16 protein-coding genes are annotated in these 17,485 nt (G+C 70.9%); 9 read left to right on the top strand and 7 right to left on the bottom strand.

Annotation, left to right across the window (positions count from 1 at the left end):
- Window positions 1-2: 2 nt before the first annotated feature.
- A complete protein-coding gene (locus EP757_RS29285; protein ID WP_232050060.1) occupies window positions 3-2,129 on the bottom strand; it encodes a transglycosylase domain-containing protein in 2,127 nt (708 codons plus the stop codon).
- Between the two features lie 51 nt (window positions 2,130-2,180).
- Complete coding sequence (locus EP757_RS29280; protein ID WP_127551424.1) at window positions 2,181-3,041, bottom strand: GyrI-like domain-containing protein; 861 nt, start codon at window positions 3,039-3,041, stop codon at window positions 2,181-2,183.
- Between the two features lie 120 nt (window positions 3,042-3,161).
- Here EP757_RS29280 and EP757_RS29275 point away from each other — a divergent pair, with 120 nt between their 5' ends.
- On the top strand, window positions 3,162-4,427 hold the full coding sequence (locus EP757_RS29275; RefSeq protein ID WP_127551422.1) for an ArgE/DapE family deacylase: 1,266 nt from the start codon (window positions 3,162-3,164) through the stop codon (window positions 4,425-4,427).
- A gap of 27 nt (window positions 4,428-4,454) precedes the next feature.
- Here EP757_RS29275 and EP757_RS42980 read toward each other — a convergent pair whose 3' ends face one another.
- The 3 genes from EP757_RS42980 to EP757_RS29265 are packed head-to-tail and all read right to left on the bottom strand — an operon-like array spanning window position 4,455 to window position 6,525.
- Window positions 4,455-4,613: a hypothetical protein gene (locus tag EP757_RS42980; RefSeq protein WP_160165914.1), complete on the bottom strand. Its 159-nt coding sequence runs from the start codon at window positions 4,611-4,613 to the stop codon at window positions 4,455-4,457.
- The gene (locus EP757_RS29270; protein WP_127551420.1) at window positions 4,610-5,254 is read right to left on the bottom strand and encodes a DsbA family protein; all 645 of its coding nucleotides are present in this window, start codon (window positions 5,252-5,254) and stop codon (window positions 4,610-4,612) included. The genes EP757_RS42980 and EP757_RS29270 overlap by 4 nt, the downstream gene beginning before the upstream one ends.
- Before the next feature lie 26 nt (window positions 5,255-5,280).
- Complete coding sequence (locus tag EP757_RS29265) at window positions 5,281-6,525, bottom strand: saccharopine dehydrogenase family protein (protein WP_127551418.1); 1,245 nt, start codon at window positions 6,523-6,525, stop codon at window positions 5,281-5,283.
- Window positions 6,526-6,613: 88 nt separating this feature from the next.
- On the opposite strand from EP757_RS29265, the gene EP757_RS29260 reads away from it, so the two are divergent.
- Entirely contained in the window at window positions 6,614-7,324 is a 711-nt protein-coding gene (locus tag EP757_RS29260) for a TetR/AcrR family transcriptional regulator (protein ID WP_127551416.1), read from the top strand.
- Here the strand turns inward: EP757_RS29260 and EP757_RS29255 are convergent.
- Together EP757_RS29255 and EP757_RS29250 are read right to left on the bottom strand one after the other, a co-directional pair.
- Window positions 7,302-7,868 (bottom strand): TetR/AcrR family transcriptional regulator, encoded by a 567-nt coding sequence (locus tag EP757_RS29255; RefSeq protein WP_127551414.1) that lies wholly within the window; start codon window positions 7,866-7,868, stop codon window positions 7,302-7,304. The genes EP757_RS29260 and EP757_RS29255 overlap by 23 nt on opposite strands.
- Window positions 7,869-7,881: 13 nt before the next feature.
- Entirely contained in the window at window positions 7,882-10,173 is a 2,292-nt protein-coding gene (locus EP757_RS29250; protein ID WP_127551412.1) for a PEP/pyruvate-binding domain-containing protein, read from the bottom strand.
- A gap of 280 nt (window positions 10,174-10,453) precedes the next feature.
- Between EP757_RS29250 and EP757_RS29245 the strand changes: the two genes are divergently transcribed.
- From EP757_RS29245 to EP757_RS29215, 7 genes are all read left to right on the top strand, one after another.
- Complete coding sequence (locus tag EP757_RS29245) at window positions 10,454-11,659, top strand: ROK family protein (protein WP_127551410.1); 1,206 nt, start codon at window positions 10,454-10,456, stop codon at window positions 11,657-11,659.
- Window positions 11,660-11,759: 100 nt separating this feature from the next.
- On the top strand, window positions 11,760-12,257 hold the full coding sequence (locus EP757_RS29240) for a flavin reductase family protein (RefSeq protein ID WP_127551408.1): 498 nt from the start codon (window positions 11,760-11,762) through the stop codon (window positions 12,255-12,257).
- Window positions 12,254-13,312, top strand: coding sequence for an ABC transporter substrate-binding protein (locus EP757_RS29235; RefSeq protein ID WP_127551406.1), 1,059 nt, complete (start codon window positions 12,254-12,256; stop codon window positions 13,310-13,312). The genes EP757_RS29240 and EP757_RS29235 overlap by 4 nt, the downstream gene beginning before the upstream one ends.
- Window positions 13,309-14,151 (top strand): ABC transporter permease, encoded by an 843-nt coding sequence (locus tag EP757_RS29230; RefSeq protein WP_127551404.1) that lies wholly within the window; start codon window positions 13,309-13,311, stop codon window positions 14,149-14,151. The genes EP757_RS29235 and EP757_RS29230 overlap by 4 nt, the downstream gene beginning before the upstream one ends.
- Window positions 14,127-14,864, top strand: a complete 738-nt coding sequence (locus EP757_RS29225) for an ABC transporter ATP-binding protein (RefSeq protein WP_127551402.1) — start codon at window positions 14,127-14,129, stop codon at window positions 14,862-14,864. The genes EP757_RS29230 and EP757_RS29225 overlap by 25 nt, the downstream gene beginning before the upstream one ends.
- Window positions 14,861-16,168 (top strand): LLM class flavin-dependent oxidoreductase, encoded by a 1,308-nt coding sequence (locus EP757_RS29220; protein WP_127551400.1) that lies wholly within the window; start codon window positions 14,861-14,863, stop codon window positions 16,166-16,168. Before EP757_RS29225 ends, EP757_RS29220 begins: the two co-directional genes overlap by 4 nt.
- Window positions 16,165-17,484: an LLM class flavin-dependent oxidoreductase gene (locus EP757_RS29215; RefSeq protein WP_127551398.1), complete on the top strand. Its 1,320-nt coding sequence runs from the start codon at window positions 16,165-16,167 to the stop codon at window positions 17,482-17,484. The genes EP757_RS29220 and EP757_RS29215 overlap by 4 nt, the downstream gene beginning before the upstream one ends.
- Window position 17,485 lies beyond the last annotated feature (1 nt).

The raw sequence follows: 17,485 nt of genomic DNA, 5'->3' as shown, positions 1-17,485 counted from the left end.
GGTCACGGCGTCGGGAACTCCTCGACCGCTCTGCCCTCCATGTAGTCGGCGAGTGTGCGGTAGACCGCCGGGTTGACGATGTCGTGCGACATGCGGTCGGTGTGGTTCGCCCAGTCGGGGTTCGCCAGGTAACCGGCGACCACCAGCGAGCGGGTGCCGACGACCAGCGCGGCCGTCTTGTCCCGGTCGGTGGTGCCGGTCTTGCCGAACACCGGGTGGCCGACCACGCTGCGGACCTGCGGGGCGGTCGAGCCGGCGCAGGTGCCCAGCTGGGCGTGGTCGCCGACCGGGCAGCGGGCCGCGTCGAGAGCCTTGCGGGCGACCGCCGGCGTGGTGGCCTGCCTGCAGTCCGGCTGACCGGTGTCGACCTTGTCGCCGTCCGCGGTGGTGATCGAGGAGATCGGGGTCGGCGCGCAGTATCTGCCGTCGGCCGCGAGGGTGGCGTACGCGTTCGCGATGTCCAGCGGCGTCGACGCCGAGGTGCCGAGCGTGAACGAGCCCCAGCTGTTCGCCGAGTTCTTCGCCAGGTCAGCGTCGTCCGAGTTGCGGAACGTGATGCCGAACCGCTCCGCCACGTCCACGACGTTCGCGGCCCCGACCCGCTCCTGCAGCGGCACGAAGTACGTGTTGACCGACTTGCCGAACGCGGTCCACATGTTGAAATTCCCGGCTTCGCCGGCCGACGCGTTGCTCGGGCACCAGTAGCCGCCGCAGGACGACGAGGAGTTGTCCCGGTACTGCGACTTGTACCGCGCCGGCGAGTTGATCGTGGTGTCCAGGCCCATCCCGGCCTCCAGGGCCGCGACCATCGTGAACATCTTGAACACCGAGCCGGCCTGGTAGCCGGAGAGGTCCGCGCTACCGGTGATGATCGGGTTGGTGGTGTTCGGGTACGTCGCCCGCACGCCCTGCTTCGCCAGCGCCGGGTTGGACGAGAGCGGGTTCTTCCCGTTGTCGATCTTGTATTTGCGGTTGGCGGCGAGCGCGCGGACCGCACCGGTGCCGGGCTCCACCGCGGCCAGCATCAGCGCGTTGCGGTTCGAGTCCGAGGTGCGAGCCGTGATCTCCTTGCGGGCGTCCGCCTGGGCGTCCACGTCCAGGGTGGTGACGATCCGGTATCCACCGCTCTTGAGCAGGCGCTCCCGATCGTACGAAGTCTCTCCGAAGTCGGCCTGGCTCATCCACCACCGGTAGAAGTAGTCGCAGAAGAACCCCCACTGGTTCTTCGCGACGTTGACGCAACCGCTGCTCGGGCGCTTGGTGGACGTCGGGATCTTCGCCTTCTTGGCCTTGGCGGCCTCGTCGGCGGAGATCTGCTTCATGGTCACCATGTTGTCGACGATGTAGTCGCGGCGGGCCAGGGCCTGCGGGTAGCCGGTCTTCGTCGTCGGGTCGAACGCGGTCGGCGCCTTCACCATGCCGGCCAGCAGCGCCGACTCGGCCACCGAGAGGTCGGCCGGCTTCTTGCCGAAGTAGACCTGCGCGGCCGCGTTGATGCCGTACGCGCCGTTGCCGAACGGCGCCATGTTCAGGTAGCGCTCCAGGATCTCCTGCTTCGAGAGCTCCTTCTCGACCTGGATCGCGTACTTCATCTCGGTCAGCTTGCGTTCCGCGGTGTCCCGGGTCGCCGCGACGACCTCCTGCGGATCGGTCGCCGAATAGGCGAGCGCCATCCGGACGTACTGCATGGTCAGCGTGGAGGCGCCCTGCCGGCCGCCGCCCTGGTTGTTGTTCACGAACGCCCGGGCGACGCCCTTGAGGTCGACGCCGTGGTGCTCGTAGAACTTGTGGTCCTCGGCCGCGACGATGGCGTCCTGCATGTTCTGCGAGACCTTGGACAGCGGCACGTCGCTGCGGAACTCGTCGTACATGACGGCGATCTGCGTCTTGCCGTCCGAGGCGTAGACCCGCGACACCTGGGGCGAGGTCTGCGCCACCAGCTCGGAGGGCATCTCCTCCCACTCCTCGGCGCCGGCCTTGGCGGCCAGGCCGGCGATCGCGGCGGCGGGGAGCGAGGCCGCCGCCACCACGAGGGCGGCGAGCAGCCCGCACACGAGAAGGACACCTGCGCTTCGGAACGGTCGGCGGTCACTCACCCGCCCCAGGCTAACCAGCAAGATCGCCACCATGCAGGACAAAGGAGGTTCGTCACAGTTGGTAACCGACCGGCGGTTCGCCGGTCAGGCGGGCTCGATCGGCAGCCACAGCTCACACACGGCGGTGCTGAAATCGTCGGACCGCTCCAGGACGGCCACGATCGACGGGCCCGGGCGCATCCGCCACGGATTCGACGGGAACCAATCAGTGGCGGTCGCCGCCCACGTCGACTGCAGCGTCGCCGGATAGGGCCCACTGCTCCGGAAGATCGCCCACTGACCGGCCGGCAGCTCCATCACGTCGAGGTCGCCGGGAACGGCGGCGCTGTCGGAAACGGCCACGCCGTGCAGGTACGTCAGTTCGCTCCCTTCCGGGGACTCCTGTTCGAGGCCGTCACTCACAGCGAGGAGCCCGGCGGGGTCGGCGCTGCTCAGATCTTTGAGGCGCTGGTGCTCCTCGGCCGGGATCGACTGGATGTGGGCGGCGATGTGCGGATTGACGCCCTCGTAGATGAGCGGGACCCGGACAGCGTGCCCGACCAGGCGGAACGCGGGTCGTGAGGCGATGCGGGTATCCATGGGAGTGCTCCCTTCGACGGTCAGGCGGAACCTGAGCTGCGGTTGTGAACGAAGGGGACCGCCGTCGCGGCGCACGTCGGCCGGGCCGCTGCCGTGCACCGAACGGAACGCCCGGCCGAACGCCTCGGTGGACCCGTACCCATGACGCACCGCGATCGTGAGCAGATCATCCCGACCACGGATGACGTCGGCCGCGGCCACCGTCATCCGCCGCCGCCGGACGTATTCGGACAGCGGCATCCCGGCGAGCGACGAGAACATCCGCCGCAGGTGGTACTCGGTGGTGCCGGCCTCCTTCGCGAGCCGGGCGAGATCGAGTTCGCCCTCCTCGACCAGGTCGGTGATCAGATTCAACGTGGCGATCACGGCAGGCCTCCCTTCGACATCCAGCCTGGCCCCCGCGCCCGCACCGGCGCCCGACCGCGGAGAACCGATCAGATCATTCGCCGTTTCCTCGGCGGGCTCGCCCCGCTACGTTGACCACTTGTGAACACCGCCGAATCCCGCGTGCTCGACGCCATCGACGAGCAGTCCCTGGTCGACGACCTCGTCTCGCTGATCCGTGTGCCGAGCGTGACCGGAACCGACGCCGAATCCGAGCTGCAGCACTGGCACGCCGCCCGCCTCACCGAGCTGGGCTTCGACGTCGACACCTGGAAGCTGGACCTGGCCGCGCTCGCCGGCCACCCCGATCATCCCGGCACCGAGGCCCCGCGCACCGAGGGGTACGGCGTCGTCGGCGTCCTCGGCCCGGCCGGTGTCCCCGCGCTGGCCCTGCAAGGTCACGTCGACGTGGTGCCCACCGGTGACCTGGACAAGTGGCACGACCGGAACCCGTGGAGCGGAGTCATCACCGGCGACGCCGTCCACGGCCGCGGCGCCTGCGACATGAAGGCCGGCGCCGCCGCGAACCTGGCCGTGGCCCGCGCCCTGGTGGCCTCCGGCGTCACGCTGGAACGCCCGTTCGCCCTGCACACCGTGGTCAGCGAAGAGGACGGCGGCCTGGGCGCGTTCGCCACGATGCTCCGCGGCCACCGCGCCGAAGCCGCCGTCATCACCGAACCCACCAGCGGAAACGTGGTCGTCGCGAACGCCGGCGCGCTGACCTTCGAACTGCGTGTCCCGGGCCGGGCCGCGCACGGCAGCACCCGCCTGGCCGGGCACAGCGCCATCGAGGCGTTCCTCCCCCTGTACGCCGCCCTCGCCGACCTGGAACGCGAACGTAACGCCCTCATCGACCCGATCTTCGACGGCAACCCGCTCCCCTACGCCGTCTCCGTCGGCACCGTCCGCGCCGGCGACTGGTCCAGCAGCGTCCCCGACCTGCTCGTCGCCGAAGGCCGCCTCGGCGTCCGGCTGGGTGAATCCCCCGCCGCCGCCCGTGCGGCCCTCGAACGGGCGATCGCGGAATCCTGCGCCCGCGACCCGTGGCTGCGCGACCACCCGGCCGAGGTCAGCTGGCCCGGAGGACAGTTCGCCAGCGGCCGCATCGATCCCGCTCATCCTCTGATCACCGAAGTGGTGACGGCCATCGGCGACACGGAGGACCGCTCGGCGGCGCTGAGCGCGGCGCCCTACGGCAGCGACCTGCGGCTGTATACGGGCGTCGGCGACATCCCCACGCTGCACTACGGGCCGGGGGACGTGGCTTTCGCTCACGCGCCTCGGGAGCAGGTCGACATCCCCGAACTCATCCGGACCACCCGGACCCTGGCGCTGCTGGCCGCCCGGCGCTGCGCGGCCCACCTCTGACGCCTCGGGCGCCGCCCGGCCACCGCGTCAGTCCTCGGCGTCGACCTCGTCCTGGGCCCCCACGAGGGCCGGTTCCTGATCCTCGGGTGAGTCGCGCGACAGCGGCTCGTCGAGGGAGGCGGGCGCCCCGCAGGCGCCACCCGCGCACGCCGGCGCGTCGTCGGTGATCAGCTGGATGAACTTCATGCCCGCTCCTTCGCCACCTTGGTCAGCACGCCCGCGAACGTCGACGGGTCCTGCGCGCCGGACACCGCGTACTTGTTCTCGAAGACGAAGAACGGGACGCCGCTGATCCCGTACTCCGCTGCGGTCTTGATGTCGGACTCCACCTCGTCCGCGAACTCGCCGGACTCCAGCGAGCGCACCACGTCGGCGCGGTCGAAGCCGAGCTCCGCGGCCACGTCGGCCAGCTCCTCGATCCTGCCGACGTTGACGCCGTCGGTGAAGTACGCAGCGAGCAGGCGGTCCTTCACCTCGGCCTGGCGACCCTTGGCCTTGGCGTAGTGCAGGAGCTCGTGCGCCTTGCGGGTCCGCGTCGGCTTCACCTTGTCGTAGTCGAAGTCGAGCCCGACCGTCGACGCGAGGGAGGTGGTCTGGTGCTCCATCTGCCGGATCCGCGCGGGGCCGGCGCCGAGCTTCGCGCCCAGGTAGTCGGCGTGGCTGCCCTCGAAGTCCTCCGGGGTGTCCGGGGAGAGCTCGAAGGAGTGGTACTCCACCTCCACCGGCACGCCGGACGCGAGGACCGCGGCCTCGAACTTGCGCTTGCCGATGTAGCAGAACGGGCAGGCGATGTCGGACCAGACATCAACCTTGATCGGGGTGCTCATGCCACCAGTTATACCCCGTTGAAGATTCAACTTGCCAGGTGGAGCGGCTCTCGGGGAGCTACCGTCTCCTCGCGCAGGTGCCACGGCGAGCCGTAGGCCGTCAGCAGGTCGAGGAACGGCTTCGGCGCGAACGCCTCCGGCCCGAGCACACCCGCACCCTGCCACCGACCCGCAGCGAGCAGTTCGAGAGCGACGACCGGGTTGATCGCGGTCTGCCAGACGACGGCCTGGCAGCCGTACTCCGCCATGGTCTGCTCGTTGTCGGCGACGTGGTAGAGGTAGACCTCGCGGGGCCGGCGGTCCTTGACACCGCGCACCCACGTCCCCGCGCACGTCTTGCCCCGCATCCGGGCGCCCAGCGACGCCGGATCGGGCAGGCTCGCCGCGACCACGTCCCGCGGACTCACCGACACCGGACCGTGCGGCCCCGGGACGATCACCCCGTCGGTCCGGTCCAGCCCGATCTGGTGGAGCGTCTTGAGCGTACGGATGAACTCCTCGCCGAGCCCGTACTTGAACGTCACCCGGCGTGCGCCGACCCATCGCGGAATCAGCAGCACCTCTTCGTGCTCGACGTTCACGCACTGCACCGGCCCGATGCCCTCGGGGAACTCGAAGATCTCCGGCTCGCTGAACGGCGCCGTGGTGAACCAGCCGCGCCCGGACTCCCACACCAGCGGCGGGTTCAGGCACTCCTCGATGGTGGTCCAGATGTTGAAGCTCGGCGCGAACTCCAGGCCGTCGACGGTCAGGTTGGAGCCGTCGCGGATGCCGATCTCGTCGATCTCGTCGAAGAGCTCGTCGGCGGCGTACCGGGCGAAGATGTCGGACAGGCCGGGTTCGACTCCCATGCCGACGAGCGCCAGATTTCCGGATTTCTCCCATAGGTCGGCCTGGGCGAACTGCTCGTCGCCCAGCATCACGCCGACCTGCTCGTACGGGCGCTCGGGGTGCGGCTTCGAGAGCGACATCGCCATGTCGAGATAGCCGACGCCGGCGTTCCGGGCGGCCGTGAAGATCGGCATGACGAAGCGAGGGTCGGTGGCGTTCACCACGAAGTCCGGCTTCTCCGTTCTCATCAGGTCCTCGAGCGCGGACACATCCGACGCGTCGATCCGCGCGGCCCGGAAACGCGGGTCACCGGCAGCGGCGGCCTGCGCCCGCGCCAGGTCGTAGTCGGCGATCACCATCGTGTCGAAGAAGGAGCGCCGGGCGGCGATCCGGGTGATGGCCGTACCGACTCCACCGGCACCCACCAGCAGGATTCGCATGGGAACTTCCTCTCTCTTCCAGGGGCGTGACCTCATCAAACGTTGTTGTCATCGCTATGGTCAACTGCGTTGGCATAAGATGGACGGCATGCCCAAGCCCGTCGTTCCGGAGCAGAGCCGCCGCCGCAGACGCCCGACCCGCAGCGGAACGGTCCTGTCCGAGCAGCTCATCGTCGAGACGGCCCTGCGGATGCTGCGCGAGCACGGCAGCGCCGGCCTCACCGCGCGCCGCCTCGGCCTCGCCCTCGATTGCGATCCGAGCACCCTCTACCGCTACTTCCGCGGCATGGACGAGCTCACCCTCGCCATCGGCGACACCCTCATCGGCCAGGCTCTGCGCGGATGGTCACCCTCCGGCGATTGGCGGAGCGATCTTCGTACGATCGGAGCCCGCATCCATCGGGCCTACGTCGCGCATCCCCAGGCAGCGGTCCTGACGACGAGCCGGGTCACCGGCCGGCCGAACGAGCTGGCCGCCGACGAGGCGGTCCTCGGCGTCCTGCGCACGGCCGGGTTGCCGGTCCGCGACGCCGTGTCGATCTACCACGCGTTCATCGACCAGACCCTGGCCTTCGCGGCGCTGGACGCCGCCTCACTGGCGTTGCCGAACGCGGCCCTGCACTCCGACGAGGAGATGTGGCAGTCCACCTACCGCCGCCTGCCGGCCTCCACCCACCCGCACATCGCCGAGGCGGCCCCCCTGCTGGCCACCGAGATGGTGGCCAGCGCCTACCCGTCCGCCCTGGAGTTGCTGCTGGACGGCGTGGCAGCGCGGATCACCGGCCGAACAGCCGGCTGAGCTGCGCGTCCAGCGCCGCCAGCGCCTGCTCGTCGGTGTACTGCCCGCCCAGCAGGTACAGCCCCAGCCCCTCCATGAGCGCCAGTAGCCCGGCCGCCCCGGCCTCGTCGTTCCCCGGCAGCAGGCTCGCCATGAACGACACCATCTGCGCGGTCTCGTCCCGCAACCCGGGAGAGGCCGCGGGGCGCACCGCGCGGTACGCCAGGAAGGCCAGCGCCACCCTGCCGTCGGCACGGGACTCGTCGCCGAGCGGCAGCAGCGTGACCAGGAAGGTGCGCAGGAGATCCCGCGGTTCCGGCGCCGGTCCCAGGGCCTCGATCGCCGCCGTTATCCGGGTCTCGTTGCGGTCCTTCACGGCCTCCATCGCGAACGTCATCATCTCGTCCTTGGTGCGGAAGTAGTGCTGCACCATGCCCGCCGACACGCCCGCCTCGGTCGCCACGTGCCGCAGGCTGACCGCTTCGAGGCCGTGCTGGGCGGCAACCCGCATCAGCGCGTCGGCGATCCGCGTACGACGCTCCTGGTGGTCGACCCTCTTCGGCATGTCAGCGATGGTGTCATGCGGCCGTGACGGTACCGGCCGCACCGTCCACGGTGATCAGCTGGCCGTCGCTGAACCGGGTGGTGGCGTCCCGGACGCTGATCACGGCGGGCAGGCCGTACTCGCGCGCCACCGTCGGCCCGTGCGCCATCACCGCGCCGGTCTCGGACACCAGCCCACCGGCGGTGAGGAACAGCGGCGTCCACGCCGGATCGGTGGTGGCGACGACGAGGATCTCCCCGGGTTCGATGCGCGCGGTCGCCGGATCGTGGACGATCCGGGCGCGCCCGGTCACCCGGCCCGGCGAAGCGCCGACACCGTCGTTCCCCGCCGCCAGCAGCGTCTCCACATCGGTGCCGTCGGAGAGCAGCGCGACCGGGACGTGCCGCCGCCGGCACTCCGCCTCATAGGTGGCGCGGCGCTCGGCGATCAGCCTCCGGTGATCGCCACCGCTCTCCACCTCGTCGAGCGTCAGGAACATGATGTCCGCCGGGTTCTCCAGGAGGTCCTCCCCGATCAAGAGCAATTGTTCCCGTACGGCGGAAAGCCTGTGGAGACCCGCGAACTTGCCGTATTCCCGCAGCCCGCTGAGCACGCGCGCCCGTCGCAGCAGCCAGATCGCCAGCCGGCCGCGCAGGGGACGCCGCCATCGGACCCGTCGCGCCAGTTCGTCGAGGGCTGCCTCACCGCGAGCGGCGGCCCGCGCGAACCGCACGTCCGGCGCCTGATCCGGATCGGTCACGAGCAGGTAGTTGGCGATGGCCGCGAAGATGCCGGCGGGGTCTTCGCTCCACCGCGGCACTCCGAGATCCGCTTCGGCCGGCCCCCGGTGCCCGTATCTCCGGATGAACTCCTCCAGGCCGATCTCGGGGAGCTTGCCGGCGAGGTGGAGCGCGGCCAGCGCTTGCGGCGGCGTGCCGAGCAGCGTCTCCCGGTGCTCCGGCGGCACCTCCCGGGCGATCCTCCACAGCGCCAGATCCATCTCGATCGTGACGTTGTCCGGCACCCCGCCGAGCACGGTCTGCAACTCGGCCGGCGTGGCGATCCCTTTCAGCAGCTCACCCGGCACCGCCCCGGCAAGCAGCCCGGCCACGATGGGCCAGGTCAGATCATCGGCGCTGTCACCGCCGTCCTCGGCCCGGACGAACGCCATCCGCTCGGCGGTCGTGCGCAACCCGGGCGGCGGCTCCGCGGCGATCCGGAGGCGCTCGGCCGCGTCGAGCACCCGCCGGCGCGCGTCGGCCGGACGAGCGAGTGAGCGCAGGATCCCGCTGACCGCCCGCCACACCGACAGGGACCGCTCGACCTTGATCGCCGGGCTTCCCGGGACAGGCGCGAACCGAGGATCGGCGAGCACGTGCTCCATGACGGCCTGGGCGCGCGGCCCGAAGTCGACGGCCATCAGCTTGACCAGCCGCTTGCGCGCCGACGGATGACGGGCCAGGTCGGACAGGTCGCCGTAGAGCCGGCCCCCGATGTCGACGATCTCGGCCCGTACGCCCAGCGACGCCATCATCGCCGCGATCATCCGCTGGAGGCTGGACATCCCCATCGGCGTGACCGGCCGCAGCATCCCCTGAACGTGACCGAACTCGACGTACACCCGCGGCAGCGGCCCCTCGTGCGCGGGCGGCGCCGGGAAGAGCGTGGTGATCGGCCGGGACTGCAGAACCCAGAGCGTGCCGTCCGCGTCCTCCGCCCATTCGACGTCCTGAGGCGTCCCGAACAGCGCCCGCATCCGCTCACCGAGTTCCCGCAGAGCCGTGCCCGCCTCCGGGCTGTACCGCTGCACCTCGGCCGAACCGTCCACCACCCCGCTGCCGGGCCCGGCAGCGGCCTCGACGAGCATCCCGTCCCGCCGACCGCTCACCGGATCAGCGGTGAACAGCACCCCGGCCCGGGCGGCGGTGACCATCCTCTGGACGACGACGGCCATGAGCGGCTCACCGAGGCCGTGCCGCTCCCGATAGGCGACGGCCCGCTCCGACCGCACCGACGCCCAGCACTTCTCCACGGCGGCCACGATCGCGTCGACATCGCCGGCGCCGAGGACCGTGTCGTGCTGCCCGGCGAAGCTGACCCCCGGGGAGTCCTCCCCGGTGGCACTGGACCGCACCGCGACAGCCCCCATCCCCCGCCACCGCTCGGCGATCAGCTCACGGGGGACGACGCCCTCCGCGAACGCCTCGGTGGTGACCACGAACCCGTCCGGAACCCGCTCACCCTCGCGGACGAGCGCCCCCAGCGAGGCCCCTTTACCCCCGACGAGCCCGACTTCGAGGGACTCCCCCAGCCCGACGACACGCATGCGCCCTCCACCCATAGCAATACGACTGCACTGCAACGACGGTAGCTCACATCCCAATACAGTCGCAACGTAAAACCTCGACGACCCGGCTGTGCCCCATCGCCGTCCACGACGCGGCCAGACGGCCATGAGTCACAGCCGAACCGCGCGGCTGTGACTCATGGCCGTGGACCGCACCTCCGGACAGCGATGGGTCACAGCCCGGAGAGCCTGTTACCGACCGTGAAACGACCGGTAACAGCGTGCCGACGGTCGGCAGCGCGCGGGTTAGCCTCGGCGGATGATCGACGCGCGGCCCGGCGAGCAGCGCACCACCCGGCGCGGTGATCTGCCGGCGGCGCGGGACGGTGAGCGGCGGCGGTCCGCCGATTCGGCGGGGACGGTGCTGCGGGCGATCCTCGACTACGGGCCGATCGCCAGGAGTTCGGTGGCGCGGGCCACCAGGCTGTCCGCGGCTTCGGTCACCGGCCTGACGTCGTCGCTGCTGGAGCGCGGGCTGATCAGGGAGGCCCCGGAGGCCGCGGGACCGCCGGGGATCGGCCGGCCGCATGTGCCCCTGGACATCGAGCCGGATCGGGTGGCGGTCGTCGGGGTGCACATCGCGGTTCCGCGGACGACCGTCGCCCTGCTCGATCTGCGCGGCCGGGTGATCGCCCAGCGCCAGGATCTGCACGAGGGCCGGGACCCGGGCAGTGTGCTGACGGCGCTGGCCGCGCGGATCGCGGCGGTGCGGCGCAAGCACGGCGCGCGGCGGCGGATTCTCGCTCTCGGGCTCGCGACCGGCGGGTGGGTGGATTCGACGCGCCGGACGGTCGTGGAGCACCCGGCTCTGCAGTGGAAGGACGTGCCCGTCGGTGACGTGCTGGCCGAGGCGACCGGGCTTCCGGTTCTCGTCGACAGCAATTCGCGGGGGCTGCTGCGCGCCGAGCAGTTGTTCGGGGCCGCCGCCGAACGGGCCCGGCGCAGCGCGGTGCTGCTGTTCGTCGGCAACGTGGTGGACGTGGCGTTCTCGGCGGGCGGCGTCGTCCATCAGGGACCGCGCTCAGCCGCGGGGGCGATCGCGCACCTGCCGGTGGAGGGCTGCGACGAGGTGTGCTCGTGCGGCAGGCGAGGCTGCCTGCAGGCCGCCGTCTCGGAGCGCGTGCTGGTACGCCGCGCGCTCGAAGAAGACCTGATCGAGCGGCCGGACATCCACGGTGTCGTCGAGGCGGTGCAGGCCGGCAACGGGAGGGCTCTGGCCCTGCTGGAAGAGCGGGCCCGTCTCGTCGGGCGGGCGGCGGCGCTGCTGCACGACCTGTTCGACCCGGAGGTCCTGATCGTCTCCGAGGGTGGCGCGAACCGCCTGCCGCACTGTCTCGCGACGATGCGCGCCGAGATGGGCGCCGACGCGGCGGCGACGGCCCGCGCGTCGAGTTTCCCGCGGCACGTGCTGGCCACCGCGGGCGGCGCGGTCGCGCTCGACCACGTCTACGCCGCGCCCCTGTAACCAGCCCGTACTTAATTCACTCCGGTGCATGCTTGCCTTCTAATCCTAGCGGGATAGTATGGATTTCAAGGCGCTGACCTGCGTGGACTGAGGAGTATCGATGACTACTACCGCTGTCGACACCACACTGTTCCGCCGGGTGTTCCGGCGCCACCCCGCGGGGGTCGCCGTCGTGACCGCCGACGCGGGACGTGGTGCCGCCGGCGTCACCGTCACCTCGGTCGCCTCGCTCTCCGCCGAGCCCCCGCTGCTGTCGTTCAGCCTCACCGGCACGTCGTCGGTGTGGCCGCACATCCGCGACGCCGGGACGGCCGTCGTGCATCTGCTCGGGGCCGGGCACACCGAACTGGCCCGCACGTTCGCGACCAGCGGCATCGACCGGTTCGGCGCACCGACGCGCTGGCACCGGCTGCCCACCGGCGAGCCGGTGCTGGAGGACGCCGCGGCCTGGCTGCGGATCTCGATCGAGCACCGGCACCCGGCCGGCGGATCCCACCTGATCATCGGGCGGATCGAGGAGGCCGGCGTCGCCGAGGGTCACGCTCCCCTGCTCTACCACGACGGCAGCTACCACGCACTTCAGGAAAGGACGTCATGATCAAGAAGTCCCTCGGAGCAGCCGTCGCGCTGCTGACGATAGTCACGATCAGCGCCTGCGCGAAGGAGGACGCCGGCGCCGGCCTGGAACTGACCGCCGCGCTGCCGGACAGCGTGCCGTCCGGCACCGTGCTGCGCCTCGGCGACCCGGCCGGTCAGGCCGTCCTGCAGGAGTCCGGCATCGTCAAGGAGCTCGCCGACGCCGGCGTCACCGTCGAGTGGGCGAACATCAGCGGCGGCCCGCAGAGCATCCAGGCCTTCCGCGCCGACAAGCTGGACTGCAGCGCGGTCGCCGACATCCCGTCGCTGTTCGCCGCGTGGACCGGCACCTCCACGAAGATCATCTTCCAGAGCGTCACCGCCGACCCGCTCGAGTTCCCGATCTACCAGCTCGGGGTGGCGCCCGGGACCGGCGTCGCCGCCCTGGCCGACCTGCGCGGCAAGAAGATCGCCTACAGCGCCGGGCAGGCGCAGGGCGCGCTCGTGCTGCGGGTGCTCAAGGAGGCCGGGCTCACCCAGAAGGACGTGACGCTGGTCGAGCTGACCAGCACCGGCGACTCGTACATCACCGCGCTCGGCAGCAAGGCCGTCGACGTCGCGCCGATCTCGGCGTTCCAGGTGAAGCTCTACACGGCGAAGTACCCGGGCGGCTCCTCGATCGGGACCGGCATCCGCGACGACGCCTCCACGGTGTACTGCCTCACCAAGTCGGTCGAGGACGCCGAGAAGGCCGCCGCGCTCAAGGTGTACGTCGCGGCCCGTACCAAGGCGATCCTCTGGCAGAACGAGCACCCGGACGAGTACGCCAAGGTCTACTACCAGGACGTGCAGGGGCTCAACGAGGCCGACGCGCGCGAGGTCGTCCGGATCAGCGGCACCAAGGCGATCCCGGCGACCTGGGACAACGCGGTCGAGCGGCTCCAGGCGACGGCCGACCTGCTGGCTGCCGAACAGGGCCACGACAAGCTCGACGTGACGACTCTCGTCGACCGCCGGTTCGAGAAGGTGCAGGCGGAGGCGGCGGGGTCCGCGGTGGTCACCGGTGATGCCGCATGACCACGACGATCAATGCGCCACGGGTTCCGGCGGTGACCGAGGAACACGATGCCCGGGTCGTACGCAGAAGGCTCGGTCCCGGGAAGAGGATCCCGGGCGCCTTCTGGATCGGGCCGGCGCTCATCCTCGTCGTCTGGTCGATCGGCTCGGCGACCGGGCTGATCCCGCCGGCCATCCTCACGGCGCCCTGGGACGTGGTGGTCGCCTTCCAGGACCAGTGGGTGAACCACGATCTGCTCGGCAACATCGTCGCGTCGCTGCAGCGTGCGGTCGTCGGCCTGACCCTCGGCGTGGTGACCGGCGCGGTGCTCGCGGTGATCTCCGGCCTGTCCCGGATCGGCGAGTCGCTGATCGACGGGCCGATCCAGATCAAGCGCTCGATCCCCACGCTCGCCCTGATCCCGCTCTTCATCGCCTGGTTCGGCATCGGCGAGGAGATGAAGGTGCTGACCATCGCGCTGATCAGCCTGGTGCCGATCTACGTGCACACGCACAACGGGCTGCGCAGCATCGACGGCAAGTACGCCGAGCTGGCCGAGACGATCGGCATCGGGCACGGCGAGTTCGTCAGGCACATCGTCCTGCCCGGCGCGCTGCCCGGATTCCTGCTCGGCATGCGGTTCGCCGTGACGTCGTCGCTGCTCGGCCTGGTCGTCGTCGAGCAGTACAACGCGATCGCCGGCATCGGTCACATGATCACGCTCGCCGAGCAGTACGGGCAGACCGACGTGATCGTCGTCGGCCTGGTCATCTACGGCGTCTTCGGCTACTGCGCCGACAGCGCGGTCCGTCTCACCGGAAGGAAGGTCCTCGCATGGCGCCGCACGCTGGAGGATTGAGAACCGATGCCTCGGTACGGGTGAGCAACCTGCATCGCAGCTTCAGTTCCAACGGCGGGGTTCTCAACGGACTGGATCTGGAGATCGCGCCCGGCGAGTTCGTAGCCCTGATCGGCCGGTCCGGCACCGGCAAGTCCACGCTGCTGCGGGCCCTCGCCGGCCTGGACCGCGACGTCGCCGGGCACGGGCGGATCGCGGTTCCGGAGAACGTATCGGTGGTGTTCCAGGACTCCCGGCTGCTGCCCTGGAAGCGGGTCCTCGACAACGTCACGTTCGGACTGCGCGGCCCGGACGCCGCCGGACGGGGACGGCAGGCGCTCGCCGAGGTGGGGCTCGCCGGCCGCGAGACGGCCTGGCCGTACCAGCTCTCCGGCGGGGAGCAGCAGCGGGCCGCGCTGGCCAGGTCACTGGTCCGCGAGCCGCAGCTGCTGCTGGCCGACGAGCCGTTCGGCGCGCTCGACGCACTCACCCGGATCCGGATGCACGTCCTGCTGCGCCGGCTCTGCGAGGCGCACCGGCCCGCCGTCCTGCTGGTCACGCACGACGTCGACGAGGCGATCGTGCTGGCCGACCGGGTCATCCTGCTGGACGCCGGCGTGGTGCGCACCGACGTACGAGTGGAGTTGACGGATCGATCGCGCTCCGATCCCGCCTTCGCCGAGCTGCGGACGTTCCTGCTGGACGAGCTCGGCGTCGAGGAGGAGAACCGATGATCCTGAACGCCTTCCTGATGAGCGTCGGTCACCACGAGGCGTCCTGGCGGCTGCCGGAGTCCGACCCGCTGGCGGGCTGGGACGTGCGGCACTACCAGGAGCTGGCCCGGATCGCCGAGCGCGGCAAGCTGGACTCGCTCTTCCTCGCCGACAGCCCGGTCCTGCAGAACGACCCGGGGCGGCGGCCGGCCGGCAAACTGGAGCCGACCGTGCTGCTCACCGCGCTGGCGGCGGTGACCACCCACATCGGGTTGATCGCCACGGCCTCCACCTCGTACAACGAGCCCTACAACCTGGCCCGCCGATTCGCCTCACTGGACCACATCTCCGGCGGCCGGGCCGGCTGGAACATCGTGACGACGGCCGGGGCGGACGCGGCCCGCAACTTCGGGCTCGACGACGTGCCGCCGCACCGGGAACGCTACGAGCGGGCCGCCGAGTTCCTCGATGTCGCGACGAAGCTCTGGGACAGCTGGGCTGACGACGCGGTGATCGCTGACAAGGCCGCAGGGGTGCACGCCGTGCGTTCCTCCATCAGGGAGATCCGGCATGAAGGCCGGTTCTTCCGGGTGGAAGGCCCGCTCAATGTGCCTCGCTCACCGCAGGGCTATCCGGTGCTCGTCCAGGCCGGATCCTCGGAGGACGGCAAGGAGTTCGCCGCGCAGTACGCCGAGGCCGTCTTCACCGCTCAGCAGACCCTCGCCGAGGCGCAGGCGTTCTACCGCGACCTGAAGCAGCGGGCCGCCGCGCTCGGGCGGGACGTGAAGATCCTGCCGGGGATCGTGCCGGTCATCGGTTCCACCGTCGCCGAGGCCCGGGAACTGGAGGCCGAACTCGACCGGCTGATCAACCCCGAGTACGCGCGGCTCCAGCTCGCCGAGCGGTTCGGCGTCGACCCGTCCGTGCTGAAGCTCGACGAGCCGCTGCCGTCTCATCTGCCGGGCGAGGACGAGATCGAGGGCGCGAAGAGCCGCTACACGCTCATCGTGGACCTGGCCCGGCGGGAGAACCTGACCGTCCGGCAGCTGATCGGCCGGCTCGGCGGCGGCCGCGGGCACCGCACCTTCACCGGCACACCCGTGCAGGTCGCCGACGCCATCCAGGAGTGGTACTCCGGCGGCGCCGCCGACGGCTTCAACATCATGCCCGCGGTGCTGCCGTCCGGCCTGACCACCTTCGTCGACGAGGTGGTGCCGATCCTTGCGGAACGAGGCCTGTTCCGCACGTCCTACGAGGGCACGACCCTGCGCTCCCACTACGGCCTCACCCGCCCCGCGAACCGCCTCGAGGAGGTCGCCGCGTGACCCGCCGACTCCATCTCAACCTGTTCCTGCACGACACCGGGCACCACGAGGCGTCCTGGCGGCTGCCGGAGTCCGACCCGTACGCCAACCTCTCCCTGGAGGCGCACCAGCACCTGGCGCGGGTCGCCGAGGACGCCAAGTTCGACTCGGTCTTCCTCGCCGACAGCCCGGTGCTCTGGTCCGACCCGGGACGCCGGCCGTCCGGCAAGCTGGAGCCGACACTGCTGCTGGCCGCGCTGATCGGCAGCACCAGCCGGATCGGGCTGATCGCCACGGCGTCGACGTCGTACAACGAGCCGTACAACCTGGCCCGCCGGTTCGCCTCGCTCGACCACCTCTCGCAAGGCCGGGCCGGGTGGAACATCGTCACCACGGCCGGGGAGGACGCGGCCCGCAACTTCGGCCTCGACGACCAGCCGCTGCATGCCGACCGCTACGGGCGTGCCGCCGAGTTCCTGGAGGTGTCGACGAAGCTCTGGGACAGCTGGACCGACGATGCCGTGATCGCGGACAAGACGGCCGGAGTGCACGCTCGGTCGTCCCAGGTGCGCAAGATCGGCCACCGAGGCACCTTCTTCCGGGTGGACGGCCCGCTCAACGTGCCCCGCTCCCCGCAGGGCTGGCCACTGCTCGTCCAGGCGGGATCGTCCGAGGACGGCAAGGAGTTCGCCGCCCGCTGGGCCGAGGCGATCTTCACGGCTCAGCCGACGCTCGCCGAGAGCCAGGCCTTCTACGCCGACATCAAGCGCCGGGCCGCGGCCGCCGGGCGGAACCCGGATCACGTGGTCGTCCTGCCCGGCATCGTGCCGATCATCGGCTCGTCCGCGGCGGAGGCCCGGGAGCTGGAGGCCGAACTCGAACGGCTGATCGCGCCGGAGTACGCCGTCGCCACCCTGGCTCACCTGCTGCGCGTGCCGGCCGAGTCGCTCGACCTCGACAAGCCGCTGCCGGAGGACCTGCCGCCCGAGGAGGAGATCGAGGGCGCGAAGAGCCGCCGCACACTGATCGTCGACTGGGCCCGCCGGGAGAACCTGACGGTCCGGCAACTGATCGGCAAGCTCGGCGGCGGCCGCGGTCACCGCACCTTCGCCGGCACGCCGGTCCAGGTCGCCGACACCATCCAGGACTACTTCGAGAACGGCGCCGCCGACGGCTTCAACATCATGCCCGCGGTGCTGCCGTCCGGCATCGAGGCCTTCGCCGCGGAGGTCGTCCCGATCCTGCAGGAGCGCGGCCTGTTCCGGACCGCCTACGAAGGCACCACCCTGCGCGAGCACTACGGCCTGCCCCGCCCCCGGATCCAAGGAGCACCATGAC

This window comes from Actinoplanes sp. OR16 (genome assembly GCF_004001265.1).
Classification (GTDB): domain Bacteria; phylum Actinomycetota; class Actinomycetes; order Mycobacteriales; family Micromonosporaceae; genus Actinoplanes.
This window is presented reverse-complemented; position numbering and strand designations above follow the sequence as displayed.